General features: G+C 74.8%; 26 protein-coding genes and 1 tRNA gene. 24 read left to right on the top strand and 3 right to left on the bottom strand.

Annotated elements, in window-relative coordinates:
• Positions 1-57: 57 nt before the first annotated feature.
• The 10 genes from uppS (at position 58) to ANAEK_RS18320 (ending at position 10,899) form a co-directional block, all read left to right on the top strand.
• Positions 58-813, top strand: coding sequence for a polyprenyl diphosphate synthase (gene uppS / locus ANAEK_RS18365; protein ID WP_012527632.1), 756 nt, complete (start codon positions 58-60; stop codon positions 811-813).
• A 9-nt stretch (positions 814-822) separates the two neighbouring features.
• Positions 823-1,668, top strand: a complete 846-nt coding sequence (locus ANAEK_RS18360) for a phosphatidate cytidylyltransferase (protein ID WP_012527631.1) — start codon at positions 823-825, stop codon at positions 1,666-1,668.
• 51 nt (positions 1,669-1,719) lie between these two features.
• Complete coding sequence (dxr, locus tag ANAEK_RS18355) at positions 1,720-2,892, top strand: 1-deoxy-D-xylulose-5-phosphate reductoisomerase (protein ID WP_012527630.1); 1,173 nt, start codon at positions 1,720-1,722, stop codon at positions 2,890-2,892.
• Positions 2,893-2,977: 85 nt separating this feature from the next.
• Entirely contained in the window at positions 2,978-4,663 is a 1,686-nt protein-coding gene (locus ANAEK_RS18350) for a site-2 protease family protein (protein ID WP_012527629.1), read from the top strand.
• Positions 4,664-4,672: 9 nt separating this feature from the next.
• A complete protein-coding gene (gene tsaB / locus ANAEK_RS18345; RefSeq protein ID WP_012527628.1) occupies positions 4,673-5,443 on the top strand; it encodes a tRNA (adenosine(37)-N6)-threonylcarbamoyltransferase complex dimerization subunit type 1 TsaB in 771 nt (256 codons plus the stop codon).
• Between the two features lie 36 nt (positions 5,444-5,479).
• Complete coding sequence (locus tag ANAEK_RS18340) at positions 5,480-6,937, top strand: metalloprotease (protein ID WP_012527627.1); 1,458 nt, start codon at positions 5,480-5,482, stop codon at positions 6,935-6,937.
• 193 nt (positions 6,938-7,130) lie between these two features.
• Positions 7,131-8,027: a TIGR01777 family oxidoreductase gene (locus ANAEK_RS18335; RefSeq protein ID WP_012527626.1), complete on the top strand. Its 897-nt coding sequence runs from the start codon at positions 7,131-7,133 to the stop codon at positions 8,025-8,027.
• A gap of 64 nt (positions 8,028-8,091) precedes the next feature.
• The gene (locus ANAEK_RS18330) at positions 8,092-9,111 is read left to right on the top strand and encodes an aspartate-semialdehyde dehydrogenase (protein ID WP_012527625.1); all 1,020 of its coding nucleotides are present in this window, start codon (positions 8,092-8,094) and stop codon (positions 9,109-9,111) included.
• A 160-nt stretch (positions 9,112-9,271) separates the two neighbouring features.
• Positions 9,272-10,189 carry a fibronectin type III domain-containing protein gene (locus tag ANAEK_RS18325; protein WP_012527624.1) on the top strand — a complete coding sequence of 306 codons (918 nt, stop codon included), beginning with the start codon at positions 9,272-9,274 and terminating at the stop codon, positions 10,187-10,189.
• The gene (locus ANAEK_RS18320; RefSeq protein WP_012527623.1) at positions 10,189-10,899 is read left to right on the top strand and encodes an MXAN_2562 family outer membrane beta-barrel protein; all 711 of its coding nucleotides are present in this window, start codon (positions 10,189-10,191) and stop codon (positions 10,897-10,899) included. The genes ANAEK_RS18325 and ANAEK_RS18320 overlap by 1 nt, the downstream gene beginning before the upstream one ends.
• A 169-nt stretch (positions 10,900-11,068) precedes the next feature.
• Here the strand turns inward: ANAEK_RS18320 and ANAEK_RS18315 are convergent, their stop codons facing one another.
• Positions 11,069-11,881 (bottom strand): carbon-nitrogen hydrolase family protein, encoded by an 813-nt coding sequence (locus ANAEK_RS18315; RefSeq protein ID WP_012527622.1) that lies wholly within the window; start codon positions 11,879-11,881, stop codon positions 11,069-11,071.
• Between the two features lie 241 nt (positions 11,882-12,122).
• On the opposite strand from ANAEK_RS18315, the gene ANAEK_RS18310 reads away from it, so the two are divergent.
• From ANAEK_RS18310 to ANAEK_RS18275, 8 genes are all read left to right on the top strand, one after another.
• The gene (locus tag ANAEK_RS18310; RefSeq protein WP_012527621.1) at positions 12,123-12,746 is read left to right on the top strand and encodes a helix-turn-helix domain-containing protein; all 624 of its coding nucleotides are present in this window, start codon (positions 12,123-12,125) and stop codon (positions 12,744-12,746) included.
• 53 nt (positions 12,747-12,799) lie between these two features.
• Entirely contained in the window at positions 12,800-13,372 is a 573-nt protein-coding gene (locus ANAEK_RS18305; RefSeq protein ID WP_012527620.1) for a ribonuclease E, read from the top strand.
• A gap of 32 nt (positions 13,373-13,404) precedes the next feature.
• Positions 13,405-14,277: an alpha/beta hydrolase gene (locus ANAEK_RS18300; protein WP_012527619.1), complete on the top strand. Its 873-nt coding sequence runs from the start codon at positions 13,405-13,407 to the stop codon at positions 14,275-14,277.
• Positions 14,278-14,399: 122 nt separating this feature from the next.
• Positions 14,400-14,768 carry a polymer-forming cytoskeletal protein gene (locus ANAEK_RS18295; protein WP_012527618.1) on the top strand — a complete coding sequence of 123 codons (369 nt, stop codon included), beginning with the start codon at positions 14,400-14,402 and terminating at the stop codon, positions 14,766-14,768.
• Between the two features lie 3 nt (positions 14,769-14,771).
• Entirely contained in the window at positions 14,772-15,311 is a 540-nt protein-coding gene (locus tag ANAEK_RS18290; RefSeq protein ID WP_012527617.1) for a polymer-forming cytoskeletal protein, read from the top strand.
• Between the two features lie 90 nt (positions 15,312-15,401).
• Positions 15,402-16,244, top strand: a complete 843-nt coding sequence (locus ANAEK_RS18285) for a ParB N-terminal domain-containing protein (RefSeq protein ID WP_012527616.1) — start codon at positions 15,402-15,404, stop codon at positions 16,242-16,244.
• Positions 16,241-16,810 carry an orotate phosphoribosyltransferase gene (gene pyrE / locus ANAEK_RS18280; RefSeq protein WP_012527615.1) on the top strand — a complete coding sequence of 190 codons (570 nt, stop codon included), beginning with the start codon at positions 16,241-16,243 and terminating at the stop codon, positions 16,808-16,810. The genes ANAEK_RS18285 and pyrE overlap by 4 nt, the downstream gene beginning before the upstream one ends.
• Positions 16,807-17,433: a hypothetical protein gene (locus ANAEK_RS18275; RefSeq protein ID WP_012527614.1), complete on the top strand. Its 627-nt coding sequence runs from the start codon at positions 16,807-16,809 to the stop codon at positions 17,431-17,433. Before pyrE ends, ANAEK_RS18275 begins: the two co-directional genes overlap by 4 nt.
• A gap of 48 nt (positions 17,434-17,481) precedes the next feature.
• On the opposite strand, the gene nadB is transcribed toward ANAEK_RS18275, so the two are convergent.
• Positions 17,482-19,089, bottom strand: a complete 1,608-nt coding sequence (gene nadB, locus ANAEK_RS18270) for an L-aspartate oxidase (RefSeq protein WP_012527613.1) — start codon at positions 19,087-19,089, stop codon at positions 17,482-17,484.
• Positions 19,090-19,161: 72 nt separating this feature from the next.
• On the opposite strand from nadB, the gene ANAEK_RS18265 reads away from it, so the two are divergent.
• The 3 genes from ANAEK_RS18265 to pgsA are packed head-to-tail and all read left to right on the top strand — an operon-like array spanning position 19,162 to position 21,728.
• Positions 19,162-19,791, top strand: a complete 630-nt coding sequence (locus ANAEK_RS18265; RefSeq protein WP_012527612.1) for a lytic transglycosylase domain-containing protein — start codon at positions 19,162-19,164, stop codon at positions 19,789-19,791.
• 3 nt (positions 19,792-19,794) lie between these two features.
• On the top strand, positions 19,795-21,081 hold the full coding sequence (locus ANAEK_RS18260) for a tetratricopeptide repeat protein (RefSeq protein WP_012527611.1): 1,287 nt from the start codon (positions 19,795-19,797) through the stop codon (positions 21,079-21,081).
• Positions 21,078-21,728: a CDP-diacylglycerol--glycerol-3-phosphate 3-phosphatidyltransferase gene (gene pgsA, locus ANAEK_RS18255; RefSeq protein WP_012527610.1), complete on the top strand. Its 651-nt coding sequence runs from the start codon at positions 21,078-21,080 to the stop codon at positions 21,726-21,728. The genes ANAEK_RS18260 and pgsA overlap by 4 nt, the downstream gene beginning before the upstream one ends.
• A gap of 8 nt (positions 21,729-21,736) precedes the next feature.
• On the opposite strand, the gene ANAEK_RS18250 is transcribed toward pgsA, so the two are convergent.
• Positions 21,737-22,945, bottom strand: coding sequence for a glycosyltransferase family 9 protein (locus ANAEK_RS18250; RefSeq protein ID WP_232288269.1), 1,209 nt, complete (start codon positions 22,943-22,945; stop codon positions 21,737-21,739).
• A 125-nt stretch (positions 22,946-23,070) separates the two neighbouring features.
• Between ANAEK_RS18250 and ANAEK_RS18245 the strand changes: the two genes are divergently transcribed.
• From ANAEK_RS18245 to ANAEK_RS18235, 3 genes are all read left to right on the top strand, one after another.
• Positions 23,071-23,145, top strand: a tRNA-Gly gene (locus ANAEK_RS18245).
• 655 nt (positions 23,146-23,800) lie between these two features.
• The gene (locus ANAEK_RS18240) at positions 23,801-24,154 is read left to right on the top strand and encodes a type II toxin-antitoxin system RelE/ParE family toxin (protein WP_012527608.1); all 354 of its coding nucleotides are present in this window, start codon (positions 23,801-23,803) and stop codon (positions 24,152-24,154) included.
• Positions 24,151-24,462 carry a helix-turn-helix domain-containing protein gene (locus ANAEK_RS18235; RefSeq protein WP_012527607.1) on the top strand — a complete coding sequence of 104 codons (312 nt, stop codon included), beginning with the start codon at positions 24,151-24,153 and terminating at the stop codon, positions 24,460-24,462. Before ANAEK_RS18240 ends, ANAEK_RS18235 begins: the two co-directional genes overlap by 4 nt.
• Positions 24,463-24,485 lie beyond the last annotated feature (23 nt).

Here is a 24,485-nt window from a genome sequence, read left to right as displayed (position 1 = left end):
CGACCCCCCGCCCGTCCGGGCTCGCCCCTGTGCCGCGCCGTGCTATAAGCGCGCGCGATGGCGGACCCCACGGTCGAACAGCTCGAGGCACGCGTGCGCGCACGCCCCCTGCCGCGCCACGTCGCCATCATCATGGACGGGAACGGGCGCTGGGCGGAGACCCGCGGGCTCCCGCGGGTGGCCGGTCACCGGGAGGGGTCGGAGGCGGTCCGGGCGGTGACCCGGACCGCGCGCCGGGTCGGGCTCGAGGCGCTCACCTTGTACGCGTTCAGCGCCGAGAACTGGGCGCGGCCGGACGAGGAGGTGGGCGCGCTCATGCAGCTGCTCGCCGACTACCTCGAGAGCGAGCGCGCCGAGATGATGCAGAACGGCATCCGGCTGAACGCCATCGGCGAGCTGGACCGGCTGCCCGGCTTCGTCCGCGAGCGGCTGGACGCGGCGCGCGCCGAGACCGCCGGCAACGACCGGATGGTGCTCACGCTCGCGCTCTCGTACGGCGGGCGGCAGGAGCTCGTCCACGCGGCCCGCGCCGCCGCCGCCGCGCGCGGCCCGGCGCTGGACGCCGACGACCTCGAGGCCGCGCTGTGGACGCGCGGGCTGCCGGAGCTGGACCTGCTGGTGCGCACCAGCGGCGAGCGCCGTATCTCCAACTTCCTGCTGTGGCAGTGCGCCTACGCCGAGCTCTACTTCTCGGAGGTGCTCTGGCCCGACTTCCGCGACGCGGCGCTGCTCGAGGCCATCGCGAGCTTCCAGGCCCGCGAGCGGCGCTTCGGCCTCACCGGCGCCCAGGTCGCGCGCCCCGAGCGCGGGTGAACGGCCGCGATGGGCGCCCTCGATCCGAAGAACCGCCAGAACCTGCGCCTGCGCGTCGCGTCGGCGGTGGTGCTGTTCCCGCTCGCGGTGTGGATCACCATCCTCGGCGGCCTCCCGTTCGCGCTGCTCGCCGCGGCCGCCGGCGCGGTGGCCTCGAGCGAGCTCATCCTCATGTTCGCGGGGCTGGGCCTCGCCGAGGCGTTCGGGATCGCGGTCGGCGGGGTGATCCCGCTCGCGGCCGCGTTCGGCGAGGGCGGCGAGCTGATGCCGGGCTGGACCTGGCTCGCGCTGGCCGGCGCCACGGTCGCGCTGTTCACGCTCCACCTCTTCCGGCGGGGGCCGCTCGAGGAGATCCCCCGCTCGCTGTCCGCGGTCGCGCTCTCCTGGCTCTACTGCGGCGTCCTGCTCGCCTCGGTGGTCGCGCTGCGGCTGCGCTTCGGGGTGGAGTGGGTGATCCTGGCGTTCGTGGTGACCTGGGGGAACGACACGTTCGCCTACTTCGCCGGCCACGCGTTCGGGAAGCACAAGATGTACGAGCGCATCTCTCCCAAGAAGACCTGGGAGGGCTTCGCGGGCGGCGCGGTCGGCTCGATCGTCGGGGCGCTCGTCACCCGGGCGCTCCTGCCGGCGCTCGCCGCCGACCTGTCGATGGCCCACGCGATCCTCATCGGCGTGGGGGGCGCGGTGCTCGGGCCGCTCGGCGACCTGGCCGAGTCGATGGTGAAGCGCGCCGCGGGGGTGAAGGACTCGGGCAAGATCATCCCGGGCCACGGCGGCCTGCTCGACCGCATCGACGCGCTCCTGTTCGTGTCTCCCTGGGTGTACGCGGTGGCCCACGTGCTCGCGTCCCGGTAGGTGCTGCGGGCGCGGCGGCGCGGGGCCGGCCGGCGTGGTAGAGAGGAGCCCGTGAAGCGCGTCGCCATCCTCGGGTCCACCGGCTCCATCGGCGTCCAGGCGCTCGACGTGGTGGGGCGCTTCCCCGACCGCTTCGAGGTCGTTGGCCTCGCCGCCGGCCGCAACGCGCCGCGCCTGCTCGAGCAGATCCGCCGCTTCCGCCCGCGGGTGGTCTCGGTCTGCGACGAGGCGGCCGCCCGCGCGGTCCGCGCCGAGGCGCCCCCCGGCACCGAGGTGCTCTCCGGCGACGCGGGCGCGGTGGCGGTCGCGAGCCACCCCGACGCCGCGTTCGTGCTCGCGGCCATCTCCGGGGGCGCCGGACTGCGCTCCACCGCGGCGGCCATCGAGGCGGGCAAGCCGGTGGGGCTCGCGAACAAGGAGTCGATGGTGCTCGCGGGCGAGCTGCTCATGGCCCGCGCCGCCGCGAAGGGCGTGCCCATCCTGCCGGTGGACTCCGAGCACAGCGCCATCCACCAGTCGCTCGTCGGCCACAACCGCGGCGAGGTGCGGCGGCTCATCCTCACCGCGTCCGGCGGGCCGCTCCGCTGCACGCCCGAGGCGGAGCTCGCCACGGTCACGCCCGAGCGCGCCCTCAAGCATCCGAACTGGTCGATGGGCGACAAGATCACCATCGACTCGGCCACCCTGATGAACAAGGGGCTCGAGGTCATCGAGGCGCGGTGGCTGTTCGGGGTGGAGCAGCAGCGCATCGACATCGTCGTGCACCCGGAGTCGGTGGTGCACTCGATGGTCGAGTACGTGGACGGATCCATCGTGGCGCAGCTCGGGATCTCCGACATGCGCGGGCCGATCAGCTACGCCATGGGCCACCCCGAGCGCATGCCGCTCGACCTGCCGCCGCTCGACCTCGGGCGGCTCGGGAAGCTCACCTTCGAGCCGCCGGATCCGGCGCGCTTCCCCGCCTACACGCTGGCGTACCGCGCGCTCGAGCTGGGCGGCACCGCGCCGGCGGTGCTGTCCGGCGCCGACGAGGCCGCGGTGGCCGCGTTCCTCGCGCGCCGCTGCAGCTTCACCGGGATCGCCGAGGTCTGCGCCGACGTGCTCGAGGCGCACGTGGTCGAGCCGGTGCGCTCGGTGGAGCAGGCGCTCGCCGCGAGCGAGCACGGCCGGCGCGAGGCCGAGAAGCGCGTCGGTGCGCGCGCGCACGCTCCGGCGGGGCGATAGGGCGCCCGGGGCAATCCGCCCCGCCGCCTCCCCCGCCGACAGGGCAGGCGAGCGTGTCCGGCTCCCCGGTGCTAAGTAAAAAAGAATGCCGGACCTCCTCCTGAAGATCGGATCCATCGTCCTCCTCCTCGGGGGGCTCATCTTCGTCCACGAGCTCGGCCACTTCGTGGTCGCGAAGCTCATGGGCGTGAAGGTCGTCCGCTTCTCGATCGGCTTCGGGCCCCGGCTGTTCGGGGTCCACCGCGGCGAGACCGAGTACCGGATCGCGCTCCTGCCGCTGGGCGGCTACGTGAAGATGGCCGGCGACGATCCCTCCGAGGCGGTGGCCCCGGAGGACGCCGGCCGCGGCTTCCTCGAGCAGCGGCCCTGGAAGCGCCTGCTCATCGCGGTGGCGGGTCCGGCCGCGAACCTGATCTTCCCCGGCGTCATCTACGTCGCGCTGGCGCTCGCCCAGAACGGGGAGCCGGCCCCCGGCCCGGTGGTCGGTACCGTCGCGCCCGGGACCCCGGCCGCAGAGGCCGGCATGCAGCCCGGCGATCGCATCCTGAGCGTGGCCGCGCCCGGCCAGGCCGCCGACCCGGTGCGCTACTTCTCCGACCTGCGCGACCTCGTGTCGCCGCACCCCGGCGAGCCGCTCACCTTCCGGATCGAGCGCGACGGCGCGCAGCGGGCGCTCACCATCACCCCGGCGAGCGAGCAGGAGTCGAACCCCATCGAGTCCACGCGGCGCGGCGTGATCGGCGTGACGCCGACGTATCCGAGCGCGGTGGTGGCCCCGGTGCGGCCCGGCCTCGCCGGCCCGCTCGAGCCGTTCGACCTCGTGATCGCCGCCGGCGGGAAGCCGGTGCGCCACGCGGGCGACCTCGAGCACGCGGTGGCCGCGGCGCGCTGCGGCCCGCTCGACCTCGAGGTGGTGCGGGAGTCGCCGCGGACGCTCCCGGGCGTGGCGCTCGCCGACCACCGCGCGGTCTCGCTCCCGCAGGTGCCCACCTGCGCCGCCGGCGAGCGCACGTTCGCGGTGGCGGATCCAGCGGTGTCCACGTTCATCGCCACCGTGGTCCCGGGCAGCCCGGCCGAGAAGGCGGGGCTTCGCCGCGGCGACGCCATCGCCTCGGTGAACGGCAAGCCGGTCCGCTCGTTCCTCCGGGACGTGAACGCGTTCGGGCGCGACTTCCTGAAGGCCGGGACCCCGGTGCAGCTCGGGCTCGCCGACGGCCGCACGGTGGCGCTCGTGCCGGCGAACGAGACCTACCGCGACGAGATCACCGGCGAGCCGGCGCAGCGCCTGGTGCTGGGCTTCCAGCCGGACCAGCGCGACGCGGTGGATCCGCTGGCGCTGCTGGCGGAGCAGGTGCCGCTCGCGCGCGGCGCGGTGGAGGCGTTCCAGCTCGCCTGGCGGCAGCTCCACGAGGTGGTGCGGCTCACCGTGCTCGGCATCGTCCGCATCGTCACCGGCGACATCAGCTTCAAGACGGTGGGCGGGCCCATCATGCTGTTCTCCATCGCCTCGGAGGCGGCGGAGGAGGGCTGGGGCTCGTTCCTGTTCAAGATGGCGCTCATCAGCGTGAACCTCGGCCTGATGAACCTGCTGCCGATCCCGGTGCTCGACGGCGGCCACATCGCGCAGGCGGCGCTGGAGGGCGTCACCCGGCGGCCGCTCTCGGTGCGGACGCGTGAGCTCGCGAACATCGTCGGCATCGTGCTGCTGTTCACGCTCATGCTGTTCGTGTTCAAGAACGACATCGTGCGCCTCATGCGGCCGATGGAGTAGAACCGGCCCGTGCTCGTCGCCGCCCTCGACACCGCCACCCTCACGCTGTCCTGCGCCCTCGTCGACCTCGACCCGGCCGGCGGGCCGGTGCGCGTCCGCTGCGAGCGCACCGAGCACGCCGCGGCGAAGCCCGCGCCGGGCCGGACCGGCGGCCACGGCGCGCGGCTCCCCTCGGCGCTCACCGACCTGCTCACCGCCGAGGGGCTGACGCTGCCCGACGTCGAGGGCTACGCGATCGGCATCGGCCCCGGCTCGTTCACCGGCCTGCGCATCGGCCTCGCCACGTGGAAGGGGCTCGCCTACGCGAACCGGCGGCCCATCGCCGGCGCGTCCAGCCTGGCGGCGCTCGCGCTCGGCGCGGCCCCGGCGGCGCCGGAGGGCGCGCTGCTCGTGCCGCTGCTCGACGCGAAGAAGGGCGAGGTCTACGCCGGCTTCTACCGGGTCGCGGGCGGCGCGGTGGAGGCGGTGGCGCCGGACGCCGCGCTCGCCCCCGGCGCGCTCCTCGAGCGGCTCGCGACGCTGCCCGGTGGCGCGGGCGCGCTCGCGCTCGGCGAGGGGCTCGCCGCGTACGCGGAGACGCTGGAGGGCCGCCTGACCCGCCTCGCCGGCGCCCCGGTCGCCCCGCCCGCGGGCGCCATCGCGGCGCTCGCCGCCCCCGCGCTCCTCTCCCGCCCGTACGACGCGCAGGCGCTGTTCGCGCTCGAGCCGCACTACGTCCGCGCCAGCGAGGCGGAGCTCAAGTTTCCCCACGGCCTCGGGCCCGGCGCGCAGAAGCCCTGAACCGCGCGCCACTCCCGCCGGCCCCCGGTGATCGCCATGGAACCCGCCGTCTTCCGTCCCGCCGCACGCGCCGTGCTCCCGTCCCTCCTGCTGGGTGCGGTGGGCGGCTCGCTCGTCGGCCTGCTCGCCGGCATCCCGCCGGTGCTCGCCGCGCTCTTCGGCGGCGCCGCCGCCGCGGTCGCGCTCGGCGTGCGCCAGGTCACCGGCCTGCGCGCGGTGGCGAGCGAGGAGGGGCTGCGCGTGCTCGGCCGCGAGGACGGCCTCGACGCCCGCTGGTCGGACGTGCGCGTCGGCTTCGGGCAGAGCCCGCGCCCGGTCGGCCCGCCGCAGCGCTACGCCATCCTGGCCGACGCGCGCGGCCGCTCGTTCGCGTTCGCCGATCTGGCCGGCGCGCCGCCCTGCGCGCCGGTGCGCGGCCTCGACGGCGACGACGTGGAGGTGACCGATCTCCGCGACGCGGCGCTGCTGCTCGCGCTCGTGGTCCAGCGGGCGCCGGCCTGGTTCGCCTTGCCCGCGAGCCTGCTCGCGCCGCCGCCGCAGCCCGTGACCGAGCCCGGCGCGGCCGCGGCGCCGGCGCGCCCCGGCGACCGCCGCGCGAGCGTCGGCTTCCTGGGGGTCCTCGCGAAGCTGGGCGGCACGGTGCTGAAGGCGCTCAAGACCGCCAACCTCGGGTGGGCGGCCGCCTCGGCCGCGGCGTACGGCGTCATCTTCTCCTGGAAGTTCGCGCTCGCGCTCCTGCTGCAGCTCTTCGTGCACGAGTACGGCCACGTCCACGCCATGCGCCGCACCGGCATGCAGGTGCGCGGCATGTACTTCGTGCCGTTCCTCGGCGCGGTGGCGGTCACCGAGGACGCGTTCACCTCGCGCTGGCAGCAGGCCTACGTGGCGCTCTCCGGGCCGATCTGGGGCTCGGCGTTCGCGCTGGTGCCGGCCGGCCTCTGGCTGTGGACGGGCCAGCCGATCTTCGCCGCGGTGGCGTCCTGGTGGGCGATCATCAACCTGTTCAACCTCATCCCGGTGTCGCCGCTCGACGGCGGCCGGCTCATGCAGGCGCTCGCGTACTCGTTCTCCTCCTCGCTCGGCCTCGCGCTCACCGTGCTCGGCCTGGGCGGCGCGGTGGCGGTCGGGAGCGCGCTCGGCTACGGGCTGGTGTGGCTGGTGGCGCTGCTCGGCGCGATGGAGCTGATGGGCGAGGCGCAGTCGCGCGCCGGCGGCCGGGCGCTGCGGCTCCTCCCCGAGCGCGCGCGCTTCGGGCCGGAGCACTTCCGCTACCTGCGCGCGGTGGTCGGCCCTCCGCTCGGCTCGCCCTCCGAGGCGATGTGGCTGCGCGGCCTGGAGCGGCTGGAGAAGGCGGCCCGCGCCGCGCCCATGTCGCCGCGGCAGATCGCCGCGTGGGGGATCGCCTACGCGGCCCTCGCCGGCGGGCTCCTCGCGCTCATCCACTTCATGGCGCACGTCCCCGGCGCCAACGTGGCGGCGCAGCTCCTGAGTTGAGCATTCTCACGGGGCTGCGCCCCGCCCCACGGAGCGGAGCTCCGCGGGGCCCCACCCCGCTGCGCGGGACCCGTGACCTCGCGCGCCCGCCTTCGCGGGCTCGCACGAGGTCCCCGCGGGCGCGGCTGCGCCGCGCACGGGCGCCCCGCACGGCGGCGGGCCACCGGTCCGTGGCGCCGTCTAGAATGCCCGCATGCACGTCTTCCTCACCGGCGCCACCGGGCTCATCGGGCGTCCGGTCGCGGCGGCGCTGCTCGCCCGCGGCCACGCCGTCACCGCGCTCACCCGCTCCGCCGCGCGCGCGGGGCTGCCGCCGGCCGTGCGGGTGGTGGAGGGCGATCCGTCGGCGCCGGGCGACTGGGAGGAGGTGCTGGCCGGCTGCGACGCCTGCGTGCACCTCGCCGGCGAGCCGGTGGAGGGGCGCTGGACCGCCGCGAAGAAGCGGCGCATCCGCGACAGCCGGGTGCTCTCCACCGAGCGCATCGCCGCGGTGTTCCGGGCGGGCGGGCCGCGGGTGCTCGTGTCGGGGAGCGCGGTGGGCTTCTACGGCGCGCGCGGCGACCAGGTGCTCGACGAGGGCTCGGGGCCGGGGGAGGGGTTCCTCGCCGAGGTGAGCCAGGCCTGGGAGGCGGCGGCGCGGCCGGCCGAGGCGCGCGCCCGGGTGGCCTGGCTGCGCACCGGCATCGTGCTCGCGCGCGGGGGCGGGGCGCTGCCGCGGCTGGTGCAGCCGTTCCGGCTGCTCGCGGGCGGGCCGCTCGGACGCGGCGACTTCTGGCAGCCCTGGATCCACCTCGACGACGAGGTCGGCCTGGTGCTGCTCGCGCTCGAGGACGCGCGCGCCGCCGGCCCGCTCAACGCGGCCTCGCCCGCGCCGGCGCGGAACCGCGACCTGGCGCGGGCGGTGGGGCGCGTCCTGCACCGCCCCGCGCTCGTGCGCACGCCCGAGCTCGCCATCCGGCTCGCGGTGGGCGAGATGGCCGAGGTGGTCCTGGCGAGCCAGCGGGTGGTGCCGCGCCGTGCCCTCGAGCTCGGCTACCGCTTCCGCTTCCCGGACCTGGAGGCCGCGCTGGCGGACCTGCTCGCGCGGTAGCGCCGCTTGCCGCCCGCGCTCCGGGCCGCTAGGTTCCGCCCCCCGTCTCCCGGAGGAACGCGTCATGTCGAAGCCCATCTCCGTCGCCCTCGTCGGCGCCACCGGCCTGGTCGGCCGCGCGGTGCTCGACGCGCTGGGCGAGTCCAGCCTGCCGCTCTCGCGGCTCACGCTGCTCGCGTCGGCGCGCTCCGCCGGGACGCGCCTCGAGCACGCCGGGGCGGAGCTGCCGGTGGGGGCGCCGGCCGAGGGCGCGTTCCGCGGCGTGGACGCGGCCATCTTCTGCGCGCCGGCCGAGGTGGCGCGGGAGTGGGCGCCGCGCGCCTGGGCGGAGGGCTGCGCGGTGGTGGACGCCTCGCCGGCGTTCCGGCTGGAGGCGGACGTGCCGCTGGTGGTGCCGGAGGTGAACGGCTCGGCGGTGGACGGCTTCCGCGCGCGCGGGGTGGTGGCGAGCCCGGGCGGCGCCGCGGCGGCGCTCTCGGTGGTGCTGGCGCCGCTGCACGCGGCCGCCGGGCTGGAGCGGGTGGTGGCGACCACGCTCGAGCCGGCCGCCTCCGCCGGCCACCGCGCCATCCAGCAGCTCGAGCGCGAGGCGATGGATCTCATGAACGGCCGCGAGCCCGAGCCAGGCGTCGCCGTCCCGCACCGGCTGGCGTTCAACCTGGTGCCGCAGGTGGGCGCGTTCCAGGAGGACGGCCGCACCGACGCGGAGGAGCGGCTCGGCGCCGAGCTGACCAAGGTGCTCGGCGCGCCCGGCCTGCGCGTCGCGGCCACCGCGGTGCGCGTGCCGGTGTTCTACGGCCAGGCGGCGGTGGTGACCGCCGCCACCGCGCGCGCGCTCCCCGCGGCCGCGGCCCGCGACCTGCTGCGCCGTTCGCCCGGCGTGAAGGTGCTCGACGCGCCCGCGGAGGGCGTCTACCCGATGCCCATGCTGGCGGTGAACGACGACGCGGTGCTGGTCGGGCGCCTCCGCGACGACCGCTCGCAGGAGCGCGGGCTCGAGCTGGTGGTGGTGTCGGACGAGCTGCGCAAGGGCGCGGCCACCAACCTGGTGCAGATCCTGGAGCGGCTGGCCGCGCTGCTCTAGGCCGCTGCCATTTTGTCAGCCTGGCCGGCAGGGCCGCGGAGCCTTTGCCAAATTGGCTGCGCGGGGCGTCCTGCCACGGCGCCCGGTGGCGCAACCACGCGCGGCGCCTCGGGAACGCCTGCTTGCCCGGGTGGCGTTTCACTTGCACAATCCGCGCGACATGAGACGCGCGATCCTCGCCGCCGCCCTCCTCGCCGCGCCGCTGCTGGCCGTGGGGCAGACCAATCCGACCGCGGGCACCGTGAAACCCAGCTCGTCGCCCGAGGACGAGTACATCAACGCCGCGCAGTGCACCGGCGCGGACCCGCGGCCGCTCGAGCTCATCTGGCAGATCCAGGTGAAGAGCGGCACGTTTTCGACCGACGGCCACTACCAGGTCTTCGCCGCGACGCAGGGGGCGTACGGTACCGGGACGAACCAGGGCTACTGCGCCGAGAGCAACGACACGACCAACGGCATCCAGGCCGGCCAGATCGGGAGCCTCCTCGCCGACGATGCCTCGGTGCTCACGCCGCAGGCTTTCGACCCGGTCACCGTCGTGACGGCTGTCGGGCTGGAAGCCTGCACCGTCCAGACGAAGACCATCTACATCTGCGTGCACTGGTACGACGCGAGCGGTACGCGGCGCGGGTTCGCCCAGGGCCAGGTCACGCTCAGCACCGCCAAGCCCGCCACCCCGGTGAACGTCGGCGTCACGCCCGGCGAGAACGCGCTCAACGTGAGCTGGGACGTCGGGACCGGCGGCACCGAGCGGACCGAGGAGTACCAGGTCCTCGCCACCCCGACCGGCACCACCGACACCGTGTACTCGAAGCGAGTCACCGGGACGAGCCTGCGCCTCGGTGGGCTCACCAACGGCGTCACCTACGACGTCCAGGTGGTCGCGTACACCAAGTCGGGCAACCCGAGCGATCCGTCGGAGACGAAGAGCGGCACGCCGGTGCCGGTCTCCGACTTCTGGGAGCAGTACAAGGAGCGGGGCGGCACCGACTCCGGCGGCTGCGGCGCCGGTGGCACCGGCGCGCTCGCCATGATCGGCGCCGCCGCGCTCGCGGCGCTGCGCAGGAGGAAGCCGTGATGCGGTCCGCCACCCTGACGCTGGCGGCGCTCGCCGCGGCCGCGCTCCTCGCCGCCCCCGGGCCGGCGAGCGCGCAGCCCTCGCCGAAGCGCGGCTCCGTCGAGCTGGGCGCCGGCAACTACACGCCCGACGTGGACTCCGGCTTCGCGAAGCCCGGCCCCTACGAGCAGGTGTTCGGCGGCGGGAAGGGCTGGATGTTCCGCGCCGGCTTCGGGTACGCGCTGTACTCCGGCGTGGGCGTGGTGGAGGGGGGCTTCCGGAGCGGCTACTTCCGGCGCTCGGGCAAGGGCATCGTGGACGTCTCCGGCACCGACGTGCGGTCCGGCGACAAGACCACCTTCAACATCATCCCCACCAGCCTCACGCTCACCTACCGGTTCGACTGGATGGCCGAGCAGTGGCACGTCCCGCTCGCGCCCTACGCTCGCCTCGCGGCCGAGCGGTACAACTGGTGGGTGACCGATGGCCGCGGCAAGTCGGTGGAGTCCGGCGCCACCAACGGCTGGTCCTGGACCGCCGGCGTGGCGCTGCTGCTCGACATCGTCGACCCGGGCAGCGCCCGCGATCTCGACCGCGAGACCGGCATCAACCACACCTACCTGTTCTTCGACGTCACGCAGGCGAAGGTGGACGACTTCGGCTCGAAGAAGAGCTGGGACCTGTCGAACAAGGACCTGGCGATGGCCGGGGGCCTGATGTTCGTGTTCTGATCGCAACGGGGACTGCGTCCCCGCCCCGCCGGCGGAGCCGTCGGGGCCCCACCCCTGCTTCGCGGGTGCCCGTGACCGCTCGCGCCCGCCTGCGCGGGCACGCGAGCGGTCCCCGCGGGGAGGGGCCGCGCCCCTCCCCCGCTGCGCGGGGCCCCCTCCCTGCGGCGACCTACAGCTTCCGGTGCTTCAGCGCCGGGAGCTCCTGGCGCACCTGCTCCAGCCGCTCGCGGCGGAACGGGGCCACGCACACGCCCTCGCCGTCCGGGCAGCGGGCGAGGACCACGCCCCACGGATCCACGATCATCGCGTTGCCGAACGTCTGCCGGCTGGCGGAGTGGCGGCCCACCTGCGCCGGCGCCATCACGTAGGCCAGGTTCTCGATGGCGCGCGCGCGGAGCAGGACCTCCCAGTGGTCCTTGCCGGTGAACAGCGTGAACGCGGCGGGGATGGTGATCACCTCGGCGCCGAGCCCGGCCAGCTTCCGGTACAGCTCCGGGAAGCGCAGGTCGTAGCAGACGGTGAGGCCGACGCGCCCGAGCGGCGTGGGCGCGATCACGACCTTGTCGCCCGGCACCACCACCTCGGACTCGGCGTAGCGCGCGCCGTCCGGGATGGACACGTCGAACAGGTGGATCTTGCGGTACGCGGCCGCCACCCGGCCGTCGTCCGCGATGAGCACGCTCGTGTTGGCGGTCTTGCCCGGGTCGTCCACCTTCTCCGCGATCGACCCGGCCAGCACGTACACGCCGCGCCGCCGCGCCACCTCGGAGAGCGCCCTCACCGTGGGCCCCTCCAGCGTCTCGGCGCCGGCCCGGCGGCCCTCCTCGGGCCCCATGTACGCGAAGTTCTCGGGCAGGCCGATGAGCCGGGCGCCGAGGTCCGCCGCCTCGTTCACCAGCCGGACCGCGGTCTCCAGGTTGCGGGAGCGGTCCGCCGTGGAGGTCATCTGCACCGCGCCGAGCAGGTAGGTGGGAGCAGGCATGGGCTCTCCTTAGCATTCCCGGGCGGGACGGTGGAGGCCCGGGTTGCGGGATGGCGCGCGGGACGATCTGACGGGGCTGCGCCCCGCCCCACCGAGCGGAGCTCGGTAGGGCCCCACCCGGCCCGCCGGGTCCCTTGCGCCGGCGCGAGCGGCTGCGCCGCTTCCGCGCCGCCGCCCCGGCTGGCTCGCTTCGCTCGCTGACCGTTCACGAACGATGACCGGACGTCTAGACTTGCCGCGCATGCCCGGCTTCTACACGACGTTCGAGGCGGCCCGGCTCCTCGGCGTCTCGCTGCCCACGGTGGTGAACTGGATCGAGGCCCGGCGCCTCAAGGCGCACCGGACGCCCGGCGGCCACCGGCGCATCGCGCGCGAGGAGCTGGCCGCGTTCATGCTCCGGCACGGGATGCCGGTGCCCGAGGAGCTGTCCGGCGCGGCGCCGGCGCGGCGCAAGGTGCTGGTGGTGGCCGAGCCCGGCCCGGCGCGTGAGGGGACGGCGCGCCAGCTCGCGGTGGCCGGGTACGCGGTGGAGCAGGCCGCCCCGGGGTTCGCGGCCGGGGCCGCCGCGGCGCGCTTCGCGCCCGACGCGGTGGTGCTGCACGCGACCGGGCCGGACGGGGGAGAGACGCTGCGCGCGTTCCAGGCGGACCGCGAGCTGACCGGCGTGCCGGTGGTGGCCGTCGCCCACGTCGACTGGGGCGAGCCGCTCCGCGAGGCCGGCTGCGCCGCGGCGGTGACGCGGCCGCTCGTCGACGGCGCGCTCCCCGCCGCGGTGGACGCGGCGCTCCGCGCCGGCGGGCCCCCACCGCTGAAGGCGCGCAGCGGCCGGCGGCCCCGCGCCAGGCGCGCCGGCGACCCCGATTGAACCGGGGGCCCGCCCGCCGGTATCCTCCGGCTCCGCCCGCACCGCGGGCCGCCATGCGTCCGCTCGCCCTCCCGCTCGCCGCCGCGCTCCTCGCCACCCTCGGCGCCGGGTGCGCCGGCGCGCGCCCCGCGGCCGCCGCCGGCCAGGGCACGCCGCCGCCCGCCGCGCGGTTCGTCTCCCCGCGCGCCATCGCGCACTACCTCGAGGCCCGCCGCGCGCGCGGCGCCGGCGACGATGCCGGGGCGGTGGCGGCGCTCCGGCGCGCGGTGGCCTACGACGAGGCCAGCCCGGAGCTGCACGCCTCGCTGGCGGAGGCGCTCGCCCGGGCCGGGCAGGAGGAGCTGGCCGAGGGCGAGGCCCGGCGCGCGGTGGCGCTCGCCGCGGGCGGTCCGGCGGCCTCGCAGGCGCACCTGCTGCTCGCCGACCTCGCCGCCGGCCGCGGGGAGCGCGAGCGCGAGCTCGAGGAGCTGCGCAGGGCCATCCGGGTCGAGGAGGCGCTCGGACGCGCCGGCGAGCGGCCGGATCCGGAGCCCTGGCGCCGGCTGGTGGACGCGTACCTGGAGGCGGGCGACGAGGTCGCGGCCGAGCGCGTGCGGGCCTGGGCCCGGACCGCGGGCGCGCCTTGACCCCGCCGCCCCCGGCCGCTAGCGTCCCGCCGATGCCGCTCCCCTCCTTCCCGTCCGACGCCGAGGCGAGGCACGAGGAAGGGTTCATCAACTCGGCCGATCACCTGCGCCTGTACTGGCAGCGCTTCACGCCGCCGGCGCCGCGGGCCACGGTGGCGGTGCTGCACGGCGGAGGCGATCACTGCGGCCGCTATGCCGGGATCACCGCCGCGCTGGTGCGCGCCGGCTTCCAGGTGGCGCTGCTCGACTTCCGCGGCCACGGCCAGTCCGACGGCCGGCGCTGGCACGTGGACGCGTTCGCCGACTACCTCGCCGACCTCGACGCGCTCGTGGCGAAGCTCGCGCAGGACGGCGTCGCCGGCGAGCGGCTGTTCGTGCTCGCGCACAGCCAGGGCGCCTTGATCGCGACGCTGTGGGGGCTGAGCCGGGGGCGGCACGTGAGCGGGTTCGTGCTCACCTCGCCGTTCTACGCGCTCGCCACCCGGGCGCCGCTCGCGAAGCTCCTCGCGGCCCGCACCCTGGGCCGGCTCGTGCCCTGGCTGCCCATCTCCTCCGGCCTCGATCCCGTCGACCTCACCTCGGATCCGGACCTGCAGCGCTGGACCGCCCGCGACCCGCTCTACGGGCGGGTGACGACGCCGCGCTGGTTCGAGGAGGCGCGGCGCGCGCAGGCCGAGGTGGCGCGGCGGGCGGGCGAGTGGACGGCGCCGCTGCTCGTGCTCGCGGCCGGGGCGGACCGCGTGGTGGGGCTCGACGCGACGCGCGCCTTCGTCTCCGCGGCGGGCGGCGACGACAAGCGGCTCGAGGTGTACGCGGGGTTCCGACACGAGGTGCTGAACGAGGCCGAGCGGGCCCGCCCGATCGCCGAGGCGGTCGCCTGGCTCTCGGCACGCGCGCCGCGTTGAACGCTGCGTGTGTGCGCGGAACACCCTGTTGACTGGCCCTCGAACGGACCTCTATCCTGCGCGGGTCTTACGAACCGATGTTCATCGGGGGATCACCACAGGCTCGTGGAGGGCTGCGGAACATGGCTGGCATCGAGAAGGTCCCGGCGTCGCGCGCCGGCGCGCACACGGTCATCGGAAGCTCGATCGTCATCGACGGCGAGATCTCGGGCGACGAGGACCTGGTGATCCAGGGCACCGTCAAGGGCCGCATCAGCCTGCGAGAGAGCCTCTTCGTCGAGTCGTCGGGCGTCATCGAGGCGGACATCGAGACGGCGAACGTCGAGGTGTCGGGCCAGGTGACGGGGAACATCAACGCGAGCGACAAGGTCGAGCTGAAGGCCGATTGCAAGGTGGTCGGCGACATTCGCGCGCCGCGCATCCTGATCGCCGATGGCGCCCTGTTCAAGGGCAACGTGGACATGGAAGTCCGTGAGACGAAGGGGAAGTGAGCCGTGGCGACCACTGACGGCAGCACCATCATCGGCGAGTCGATCCTCATCAGCGGTTCCCTCAACGGCGACGAGGACCTGACGGTCCGCGGCCGCGTCGAGGGGACGCTGACCCTCACCAAGACCCTGGTGGTCGAGCCCACCGGCACGGTCAAGGCCGAGGTCCAGGTCCGCAACTGCGTGATCGCGGGCGCGGTGGTCGGCAACGTGACCGCCACCGAGTCGGTCGAGATCACCCGGGAAGGCCGGATGATCGGCGACATCCAGGCTCCCCGCGTCATCATCGTGGACGGCGCCAGCTTCCGCGGCCGCATCGACATGGGCGAGGTGGAGATCGAGGCCGAGCCCGAGGCCCGCGCCGCCCGCGCGGTCGCGGCGGCCCCGGCCCGGCCGGCGCTGCGCCCCGCGCCGCGCCCGGCCATGCCGGCCCCGCGCCCCGAGATCCGCAAGGTGGAGGAGCCGTCCGCTCCGAAGCCGCCCGCTCCGCCGGCGCCGGTCGCCATGGGCGCGGTGAAGCGCAAGGTGATCGTCAAGCGGAAGTAGTCCCGATCCCGCGCGGAATGGGAGGGGACCGGGTCGCGACCCGGCCCCCGCCCGGCCCGCGGGCCCCGCGCGGATCGAGCGGAGGTGGACGTGGAGCTCGAACCGCGCACCGCGGCGCCCGCCCATGCGACGGGCGCCGTCGAGTTCGTACCGCTCTCGGCGCTCGCGCTGGACGCGACGTTCCGCGTCCGCGAGGAGGCCGACGTCTCGGCCCTGGCCGCGTCGATCGGCCGCCTCGGGCAGCTCGTGCCCGTCGAGCTGCGGCCGCTGCCCGGCGCCGGCACCGACGGACCGCGGTTCCAGGTGGTGGCCGGGTTCCGGCGCATCGCCGCCCTGCGCATGCTGATGCGCGGCCGGGTGCTGGCGCGGCTGCACGCGACGCTCGACGACGACGACGCGTGGGGCCTCGCGCTCGGCCAGGCGCTCCTCACCGAGCCGCTCGACCGCGACGGCCTGCGCCTGCTGCGCGAGCGGCTGGAGCAGACCGGCGTCGCGCCCTGGGCCGAGGAGCTGCTCGACGACGCGCTGGTGCGCGCGCCGGTCGAGCCCGAGCTGCGCGAGCGCTTCTTCGAGTTCCTCACCGCCGGGCCCGCCGCCGACGCGGCCGGGTCCGCCCCCGACGACGACGGCGGCCTCGAGCCGGAGCCGGCGCCGCACCAGCTCGAGCCCGTCGCCGCGCCCGCGGCCTCGCCCGAGCTTGGTGAGGGCGGGGCGGCCGCCGAGGCCGAGGCCGGGGCCGGGGCGGAGGAGGTCACCCCCGAGGAACTCGTTGCGGACGTGGCCGCGCGGCTGTACCAGGTGAACGCGGACCTGGCGGTGGCGTTCGAGTCGTGGCGCGAGCTGCCGGCCGACGGCCGCCGCGCGGTGCTCGAGCAGGTCCGCTGGATGGCCGAGCTGCTCCCCCACCTCGAGCGCAGGGAGGACGAACCATGAGCCTGGAACGGGATCGCGCGCGGCTGCTCGAGCTCCTGCGCAGCCTGTCGTTCGAGCGCCGCAAGGTGGTCCTCGCCTCCGGCAAGGAGAGCGACTTCTACATCGACTGCAAGCGGACCGCGCTCACCGCCGAGGGGCACGTGCTCATCGGCCGGCTGCTGCTCGAACGCGTGCGCGGCCTCACGCCGCCGGTGCGCGGCGTGGGCGGGCTCACGCTCGGCGCGGATCCGATCGCGAGCGCGGTGGCGCTCACCAGCTTCCTGGACGGCGGCGCCGGCGCGGCGGTGGACGCGTTCATCGTGCGCAAGGAGCCGAAGGGCCACGGCACCGGCCAGTGGATCGAGGGGCGCAAGACCCTCCCCGACGGCAGCCGGGTGGCGGTGATCGAGGACGTGGTGACCACCGGCGGCTCGGCGCTGAAGGCGATCGAGCGCTGCCGGGCCGAGCACCTGGTCCCGGTGGCCTGCCTGGCGCTGGTGGACCGGCAGGAGGGCGGGCGCGAGGCCATCGAGGCCCAGGGCGTGCCGCTGCAGGCGCTGTTCACCCGCGCGGACTTCATGTCATGAGGCTGCGCGCGCTCGCCGCCGCCGCGCTCGCGCTGGCGCTCGCCGGCTGCCCGTTCCACCCGCGCCAGCCCGTCCCCGGGCCGCGCGAGGGCGAGTGGTCCGACCTGCGCGCCGCCGCCACGCGCCGGGCGACCCTCTACGACGGCCTCGAGCACCGCGCCACCGCCACCGCCACGCACCTGGGCCTCCCCGAGCGCGAGGCGCGCGTCCGCCGGCTGGCCGCGTGGCTCGGGTGGACCGCCGCCGAGCTCGACGCCCGGCTCGCCACCGAGCGCGCCGAGGCCGCCGCCGGCGAGGAGTTCCTGCTCGCGCTCTACACCGCGAACGGCAAGCAGAACGACCTCGACGCGCCGAGGAGCATCTGGCGCGTCGCGGTGCGGACCGAAGAGGGCGAGCTGCTCGCGGCGAAGGTCGAGGTGCTGGACGTGGACGCCACGCTGACCGGGCTGTTCCCGTACGTGGGCACGTTCGACGTGGTGTACCGGGTGCGCTTCCCGAGCGCGTCGCCGCCGCTGGAGGGCCGGCCCTACGTGCTCGCGATCACGAGCGCCCTCGGCCGGATGGACCTCGACTTCGGCGTCGTGCCCGAGCCGTCGCGGCTCGAGTCGGATCCCGACCTGTAGGCGCCTTCGGCGCGCCGCCGGCCCGCGCGCGCGGACCGGCGCGGCCGCTCACTCGAGATCGCCGCGCGTGATCACCGTGTCGCGCAGCCAGCGGTCGTCGGGCTTCGGGTGGTCGAGCAGGTAGTGGAGGCCGCGCGACTCCTTGCGCTGCCGCGCGCACTCCACGATCAGCATCGCCACGTCGGCGAGGTTCCGCAGCTCCACCAGGTCCGGGGTGAGCCGGTACTCCCAGTAGTACTCGCGGATCTCCGCGCGCAGCAGCGCGAGCCGGGTGCGCGCGCGCTCCAGGCGCTTCTGCGTGCGGACGATGCCGACGTAGTTCCACATCAGCCGGCGGACCTCGTCCCAGTTGTGCGTGACCACCACGCCTTCCTCGGGCGCGAGCGCGGCCCCGGGGTTCCAGTCCGGGATCGTCGGCAGCGTGCCGCCCACGTGGCCGAGCTCGTCCACGGCGCTCAGCGCGGCGCGGCGCCCGAACACCAGCCCCTCCAGCAGCGAGTTGGAGGCGAGCCGGTTCGCGCCGTGCAGGCCGGTGCAGGACGTCTCGCCGATCGCGAACAGCCGCGGCAGCGAGGTGCGGCCCATGAGGTCGGTCACCACGCCGCCGCACATGTAGTGCGCCGCCGGCACCACCGGGATCGGCTGCACCGCCATGTCGATCCCGAACTCCTTGCAGGTGGCGTAGATGTTCGGGAAGTGCTCGATGAGGAAGCTCTTCGGCAGGTGCGTCATGTCGAGGAACGCGCTCTCGTCGCCGCGCCGCTTCATCTCGGCGTCGATGGAGCGGGCCACGATGTCGCGCGGCGCCAGCTCCTTGCGCGGGTCGTAGCGCGACATGAACGCCTCGCCGGCGCCGTTGCGCAGGATGCCGCCCTCGCCGCGGCACGCCTCGGAGATGAGGAAGCTCTTCGCCTGCGGGTGGAACAGGCAGGTGGGGTGGAACTGGAAGAACTCCATGTTCGCGATGGTCGCGCCGGCCCGGTACGCCATCGCCACCCCGTCGCCCGTCGCGACGTCCGGGTTCGAGGTGTAGAGGTAGACCTTCCCGCCGCCGCCGGTGGCGAGCACCGTCACGCCCGCGGTCACCGTGGTGATGTCGCCGGAGGCGCGGTCGAGCACGTACGCGCCGAGCGCGCGGTTCGGGCCGCCCAGGCCGAGCTTGCCGCTGGTGATGACGTCGATCGCGATCTGGTCCTCGACGATCCGGACGCCCTTCGCGTCGCAGGCGGCGAGCAGCGCCCGCTCCACCTCGCGGCCGGTGGTGTCCTTGGCGTGCGCGATGCGCCGGCGGGAGTGCCCGCCCTCGCGGGTGAGGTGGAGCTTGTCGGGGGCCTCGCGGTCGAACTCCACGCCGATGCCGATGAGCCAGCGCAGCCGGTCCGGGCCCTCGCGGACCGTGACCTCGACCGCCTCGCGCTTGCACAGCCCGGCGCCGGCGACCAGGGTGTCCTGGACGTGCAGCTCCGGCGCGTCGTCCGCGCCCAGCACGCCCGCGATGCCCCCCTGCGCGTACTGCGTCGAGCCCTCCGAGCGCTGCCGCTTCGTCAGCACCAGCACCGATCCGTGATCGGCCGCCTCGAGCGCGAAGGTCAGCCCCGCGACACCACCACCAAGGACCAGGAAGTCCACGTTCTCTCGTGCAGGCAGTGTGGTCATGGCGTTTGATGTAGCACGCGCTCCGGGAATAAAGTTGTCCGGCCGAGCGTGCTGCTGGTAACTTTTTCGACGATGTCCGTCCGCCCCTACCTCGCCAGGTTCGCCCTGCTGGGCGCCGTCCTGGCGGCTCCGGCCGCGCGGGCGAGCGATCTGTATTCGTACGTCGACTCCGACGGCGTGGCGCACTTCTCGAACGCGCCCAGCGATCCGCGCTTCCGCCGCATCGCGCGCATGAAGGACGGCGGCGGGGTGTACCGCGGAGGCAAGGCGCAGGCGCGCGCCCGGCCGCTCCCTCGCTCCGAGGCGCAGGCGCGGTACCGCGAGCACATCCGGGCCGCCGCGACGAAGTACAACCTCCCCGAGGCGCTGCTCCTCGCGGTGATGGCGGTCGAGTCGAACTTCGATCACCGCGCCGTCTCGGAGAAGGGCGCCATGGGCCTCATGCAGCTCATGCCCGGCACCGCCCGCGACATGTACGTGGGCGACGCGTACGAGCCCGCCGAGAACATCGAGGGCGGCGCGCGCTACCTGCGCATCCTCGCGAACCAGTACGCCGGCGACATGGTGAAGACGCTCGCCGCGTACAACGCCGGGCCCGAGGCGGTCCGGCGCGCGGGCGACGGCGTGCCGAACATCCCGGAGACCCGGGAGTACGTGCGCAAGGTGGTGGCGCTGTACGAGGCCTACAAGGCAGGGCGGTGAGCCGTGGCGCGGCGCGCGGACGGCGGCGACGGCGTCGACGACGAGCTCGCCTTCCACCTGGCGCGCGGCACGGAGCTGCTCGCGCAGGGGGACGCCGACCGGGCCCGCGCCGCGCTGGAGCGCGCGCTCGAGCTCGGCCCCAAGGACGCGAAGGTGCTCGCGCTGCTCGGCCAGGCCTGCTACCGGCAGGGCCAGTTCGACGACGCCGCCATCGCGTGGCAGCGGCTGGTGGACGAGAACCCGGTGGAGCCCGCCGCGCGCGTCAACCTCGGCCTCGCCTTCCTGAAGGCGAAGCACCACGAGGAGGCGCGGCGGCAGCTCGAGATCGCGCTCGACCTCAACCCCGACCACCGCAAGGCCATGGGCTACCTCGGCCTCGCGCTGCTCGAGTCCGGCGATCCCGCCGGCGCGCGCGAGTGGTTCCGCAAGGCCGGCAGCGACCACATGGTGGCGCGCTGCGACGAGCTCGTCGCCAGCGGCTGGACCGTCCCGCCCCCGCCCGCGCCCACCGAGGCGCCGCTCCCCGCGGCCGGCGAGACCCCCGCGCCCGAGCCCTACGTCACCCCCGTCCCCGGCAGCGTGCCGGTGCTGCGCGTCGTGCCGCCGCCCGCGCCCGAGGCCGAGCCGTCCGCCGCCGCGGTGCCCACGCTCGCCGCGTGGGGAGACGCCCGGCTCGTGCCGGCCACGCCCGAGCCGACGGTCCCGTTCACGGTCCGTGACGGATTCCTCACCGTGACGGTGCGCGGGACGGTCCGGGTCCGGCTCGACGGCCTGTTCGCGGTCCGGGGCGAGGTGACGCTCGGCGGCGAGCTGATGCGCTTCCGCGGCCGCGCCACCGAGCGGCCCTTCGGCGAGGGCGCCACCCGGATGCACCGCGCGTCCGGCGAGGGGGCGCTGCTGTACGCGGCGTCCGGGCGCCGGTTCACCGCGCTCGAGCTGGACGGCGAGGCGGTCTACCTGCGCGAGGAGGCCGTGTTCGGGTTCGAGGACGGGCTCGCGTTCGAGAACGGCCGGGTGCCGTCCACCAGCGGCGCCGAGCTGAGCCTGGTCCACCTGCGCGGCCGCGGCGGCATGCTGCTCGTCACCGCCGGCGCGCCGCTCGCGCTCGAGGTGTCCACGTCGGCGGCGGTGCGCCTGCCGCTGGCGGCGCTGGTCGGGTGGACCGGGGCGCTCACGCCGCGGCTGGTGGGGCTCGCCGAGGAGGGCGCCGGCACGGCGGTGGTGGAGCTCACCGGCGAGGGCCGCGTCCTCGCGGACCCCGACGCCGCCGCCGGCGGGAGCACCCCGTGAGCGCGCGCTCGCTGCGGCGGGAGGCGCTCAACCTCCCGAACGCGATCACCCTCACGCGGATCGCGCTCATCCCGGTGTTCCTGTGGTTCACCTACTACGAGTCGCGGGTGGACAGCTTCATCGCCGCGGTGCTGTACGCGGTGACCGGCGCCACCGACTTCCTCGACGGCTGGGTGGCGCGGCGCAAGAACCTCGTCACCGTCATCGGCAAGTTCCTCGACCCGCTCGCCGACAAGCTCATCGTCATGGCGGCGCTGGTGATGCTCGTGCACCTCGGCCGCGTGGCCGCGTGGGTGTGCATCGTGGTGCTGGCGCGCGAGTTCATCGTGACCGGCCTGCGCACCATCGCCATGAGCGAGGGCATCGTCATCGCCGCCGGGCAGGAGGGGAAGCACAAGACCGCGTTCCAGGTGGCCGGAATCACGTTCCTGCTGCTGCACTACACCTACCCGATCGACGCGCTCTTCTTCTCGTTCGACCTCGACGCGAACCGGGTCGGCACCTGGCTCATCTACATCTCGCTGTTCTTCTCGGTGTGGTCCGCGGTGAGCTACTTCGCGAACTTCATCCGCGCCGTGTACCGCCGCGAGGGCGAGGCGCAGGCGTCCGAGGACGTCCGCCCGAACCGCCGCACGTCGCGCGGGTAGCCGCGCCCTCAGGCGCGCTCGAGGTTCACGGACAGCACCCGGTCGCAGGCCGCCAGCACCGCCGGCGCCTCCGCGTCGCTCCGCACCTCCGCCGCCGCGAACGCCGGGATCGCGTGGCCCCAGCGCGCCGAGTCGCCGCGGAAGAACACGCCCACCGTCGGCGCCCCCACCGCGACCGCCAGGTGCATCGGGCCGCTGTTGTTCGAGACCACCAGCCGCGCCCGCCGCATCAGCCCCGCGAGCTTGTCGAGGTCGGTCGGCGGCGCGAGCCGCGCGCCCGAGCCCTCCACGATGGCGGCCGCCAGCCCTTCCTCGCCCGGGCCCCAGACCACCAGGACCGTGAGGCCGCGCTCGGAGAGCCCGCGCGCCACCGCCGCGTAGGACTCCGCCGGCCAGCGCCGGTCCGCGAGGCGCGCGCCCGGGTTGAGCAGCGCGAACGGCCCCGACACGCCCGCCGCCGCGAGCGCCGCGTCCGCCGCGACGAGGTCGCGCCCCAGCCCCGTCTCCAGCTCCAGGCCGCGCGCCGGCAGGCCCAGCGGCGTGAGCAGCTCCAGCTTCGCCGGGACCTCCGCGACGCTCGCCGGATCGTGCGGCACCGGGTGGGAGAGGAACCGCGCCGCGTCCCCGCGGTCGTGCCCGACGATGGCGCGCCGGCCGCCCAGCAGGCGGGCGAGGAGCGAGGCCGTGAGCGACCAGGCGGACCAGTGCCCCGCCTCCAGGACCACGTCGAACCGCTCGCGCCTGAGCGCACGCAGCTGCCCGAGCTGGCGCAGCGGGGCCCGGAACGCATCGCGCTTCTGCCAGAGGTGGAACCGGTCCACGTGCGGCGAGGCCACGAGGAGGCCCTGCTTCGGCGCGAGCAGGTGGAGCTCGGCGCCGGGCAGGCCCAGCTTCAGGGCGCGGAGGAGCGGGGTGGTGAGGAGCTGGTTGCCCACCCGCTCGTCCACCCGGATGACGAGCAGGCGCCGGATCGTCTCCGGCGCCGGCACCGGCGCCCGCGGACGGGGGAGCACCAGGTTCGCGAGCCCCAGCGCCAGGCCGCGCCCCACCGCGCGGAAGAGGTCCCCCACCGGCCCGCGCTGCCGCCCCCCGCCCACCTGCGCCTGCCGCCGCGCGTCCTCGCGGCTCTTGCGCAGCCGCGCGAAGAACCCGCGCGGCGGAGCCGGTGGAGGAGGTGGGGCAGGGGAGGGCGGAGGGGCGGTGACCGGGTCCGGCACGGGGCGCGGATGATACACCGCGGGCCCGCCGTGGCCCGTCGCGAGGGCGTGTTCGAGGCCTGCCGAAACCCGCTTGACACCCCTCGGGCGGTCCCTCTATAAACCTCCACCTTCGCGAGCTTCTTGCGGGAATAGCTCAGTGGTAGAGCATCGCCTTGCCAAGGCGAGGGTCGAGGGTTCAAATCCCTTTTCCCGCTCCAGTTCGACCCCCGACAACTCCAGAGTTGTCGGGGGTTTTTCGTTTCCGGTCCCTTCGACTGTCACCCTGGATGTAACCCCCGCTGTAACCGCGTCAGGGCGCTTCCATTCGTTCGAACAGAACGGCGCCCATCCCTTCGTGCCTTTCCTCTCGTTGGTCCAGAAGCGCGGGTAGACGTCTTCGCGGCCGCGGAAGAGCGAGGCGAAGAGGGCGACCTTGGCTGGATGCGTCGTGGGCGTGGGGGTGGGCGAGGGGTGGAGCTTCGGGACGGAGATCGTCACGGCCTCGACCGCGGCCAGCTGCCGCCGCGCGGCGGCGATCTGCTCGCGGATGAACGCTCGTTCCGCGTCGAGCGTGGAAGGCCTGGCTTCGAGTCGAGCCAGTTTGGTCGTGATGTCCTCTCGGTTCCGAGTCACGTCACCCGTCCGCGTGGTGTTGGCCGATCATCTACCATCGCCGGCGCTGGAAGGAGGTCTTGAGCTCGACACGGGGTGGCCGTGTACGGCGTGCCGGGGCACCGCGACGGCGGCCGGCTCAGTAGGGGCCAGTTCCCTCCCTGCCCGGTCCTCACGCACGCCGTGGATGAGCTTGAACTCATATGAGCCCAACGTTATAGTCAAGCCCACCGATGTCCGACGGGAGCGGTAGAGAACCGCATGGCCGTCGTCAACGCGACCAACGAATTCGAGCGCTGGATCGAGAACTTGAGCCACCGGGAACAGAAGGCCGTGCTCCAAGCCGTGAAGATCCTTGAGCAGGTGGGGATCGCGCTCGGCGAGCCGTACGCGAGCGCCCTCAAGGGGTCGAGACACCCGCTCCGCGAGCTTCGCCCGAAGCGCGGCGCGAGTCCGCTGCGGATCATCTACGCGTTCGACCCGAAGCGGGAGGCGTTGCTCCTCATCGGTGGTGACAAGGGCAACGACAAGCGGTTCTACGAACGGGCGATCCCCAAGGCAGAGCGACTCTGGGAGGCGCACCTCGAGCACCTGGAGAAGGAAGGCGAGCCATGAAGGCGAAGACGAAGAGCTGGAAGCAGATCGAGAAGAAGCTTTTCACGCGCGAGGAGATCGCCGAGGCGGAGCGGTTCGCCGAGCGCGAGATCCTCGAGATGAATTTACGCGAGCTGCGGCAGGCCGCCGGGAAGACCCAGGAGCAGGTTGCCCGCGCCGCGAAGATGAAGCAGTCGGAGTTGTCTCGCGCCGAGCGGAGGGAGGATCACCTCTTGTCGACGTTGAGGCGGTACGTCGAGGGGCTTGGCGGCGAGCTCGAGGTCGTCGCGCGGGTGGGCAGCAAGGTCGTCAGGTTGCGCGGAGTGTAGACTAGCCGCTCAAGGAGACCGCT

Source organism: Anaeromyxobacter sp. K, from assembly GCF_000020805.1.
GTDB lineage: Bacteria > Myxococcota > Myxococcia > Myxococcales > Anaeromyxobacteraceae > Anaeromyxobacter > Anaeromyxobacter dehalogenans.
This window is presented reverse-complemented; position numbering and strand designations above follow the sequence as displayed.

Bases quoted from the DNA above. Each gene is read 5' to 3' on its own strand.
- uppS (WP_012527632.1), top strand. From the start codon at position 58: ATGGCGGACCCCACGGTCGAACAGCTCGAGGCACGCGTGCGCGCACGC.
- ANAEK_RS18360 (WP_012527631.1), top strand. From the start codon at position 823: ATGGGCGCCCTCGATCCGAAGAACCGCCAGAACCTGCGCCTGCGCGTC.
- ANAEK_RS18350 (WP_012527629.1), top strand. From the start codon at position 2,978: ATGCCGGACCTCCTCCTGAAGATCGGATCCATCGTCCTCCTCCTCGGG.
- ANAEK_RS18340 (WP_012527627.1), top strand. From the start codon at position 5,480: ATGGAACCCGCCGTCTTCCGTCCCGCCGCACGCGCCGTGCTCCCGTCC.
- ANAEK_RS18335 (WP_012527626.1), top strand. From the start codon at position 7,131: ATGCACGTCTTCCTCACCGGCGCCACCGGGCTCATCGGGCGTCCGGTC.
- ANAEK_RS18330 (WP_012527625.1), top strand. From the start codon at position 8,092: ATGTCGAAGCCCATCTCCGTCGCCCTCGTCGGCGCCACCGGCCTGGTC.
- ANAEK_RS18325 (WP_012527624.1), top strand. From the start codon at position 9,272: ATGAGACGCGCGATCCTCGCCGCCGCCCTCCTCGCCGCGCCGCTGCTG.
- ANAEK_RS18320 (WP_012527623.1), top strand. From the start codon at position 10,189: ATGCGGTCCGCCACCCTGACGCTGGCGGCGCTCGCCGCGGCCGCGCTC.
- ANAEK_RS18315 (WP_012527622.1), bottom strand. From the start codon at position 11,881: ATGCCTGCTCCCACCTACCTGCTCGGCGCGGTGCAGATGACCTCCACG.
- ANAEK_RS18310 (WP_012527621.1), top strand. From the start codon at position 12,123: ATGCCCGGCTTCTACACGACGTTCGAGGCGGCCCGGCTCCTCGGCGTC.
- ANAEK_RS18305 (WP_012527620.1), top strand. From the start codon at position 12,800: ATGCGTCCGCTCGCCCTCCCGCTCGCCGCCGCGCTCCTCGCCACCCTC.
- ANAEK_RS18300 (WP_012527619.1), top strand. From the start codon at position 13,405: ATGCCGCTCCCCTCCTTCCCGTCCGACGCCGAGGCGAGGCACGAGGAA.
- ANAEK_RS18295 (WP_012527618.1), top strand. From the start codon at position 14,400: ATGGCTGGCATCGAGAAGGTCCCGGCGTCGCGCGCCGGCGCGCACACG.
- pyrE (WP_012527615.1), top strand. From the start codon at position 16,241: ATGAGCCTGGAACGGGATCGCGCGCGGCTGCTCGAGCTCCTGCGCAGC.
- ANAEK_RS18275 (WP_012527614.1), top strand. From the start codon at position 16,807: ATGAGGCTGCGCGCGCTCGCCGCCGCCGCGCTCGCGCTGGCGCTCGCC.
- nadB (WP_012527613.1), bottom strand. From the start codon at position 19,089: ATGACCACACTGCCTGCACGAGAGAACGTGGACTTCCTGGTCCTTGGT.
- ANAEK_RS18265 (WP_012527612.1), top strand. From the start codon at position 19,162: ATGTCCGTCCGCCCCTACCTCGCCAGGTTCGCCCTGCTGGGCGCCGTC.
- ANAEK_RS18240 (WP_012527608.1), top strand. From the start codon at position 23,801: ATGGCCGTCGTCAACGCGACCAACGAATTCGAGCGCTGGATCGAGAAC.
- ANAEK_RS18235 (WP_012527607.1), top strand. From the start codon at position 24,151: ATGAAGGCGAAGACGAAGAGCTGGAAGCAGATCGAGAAGAAGCTTTTC.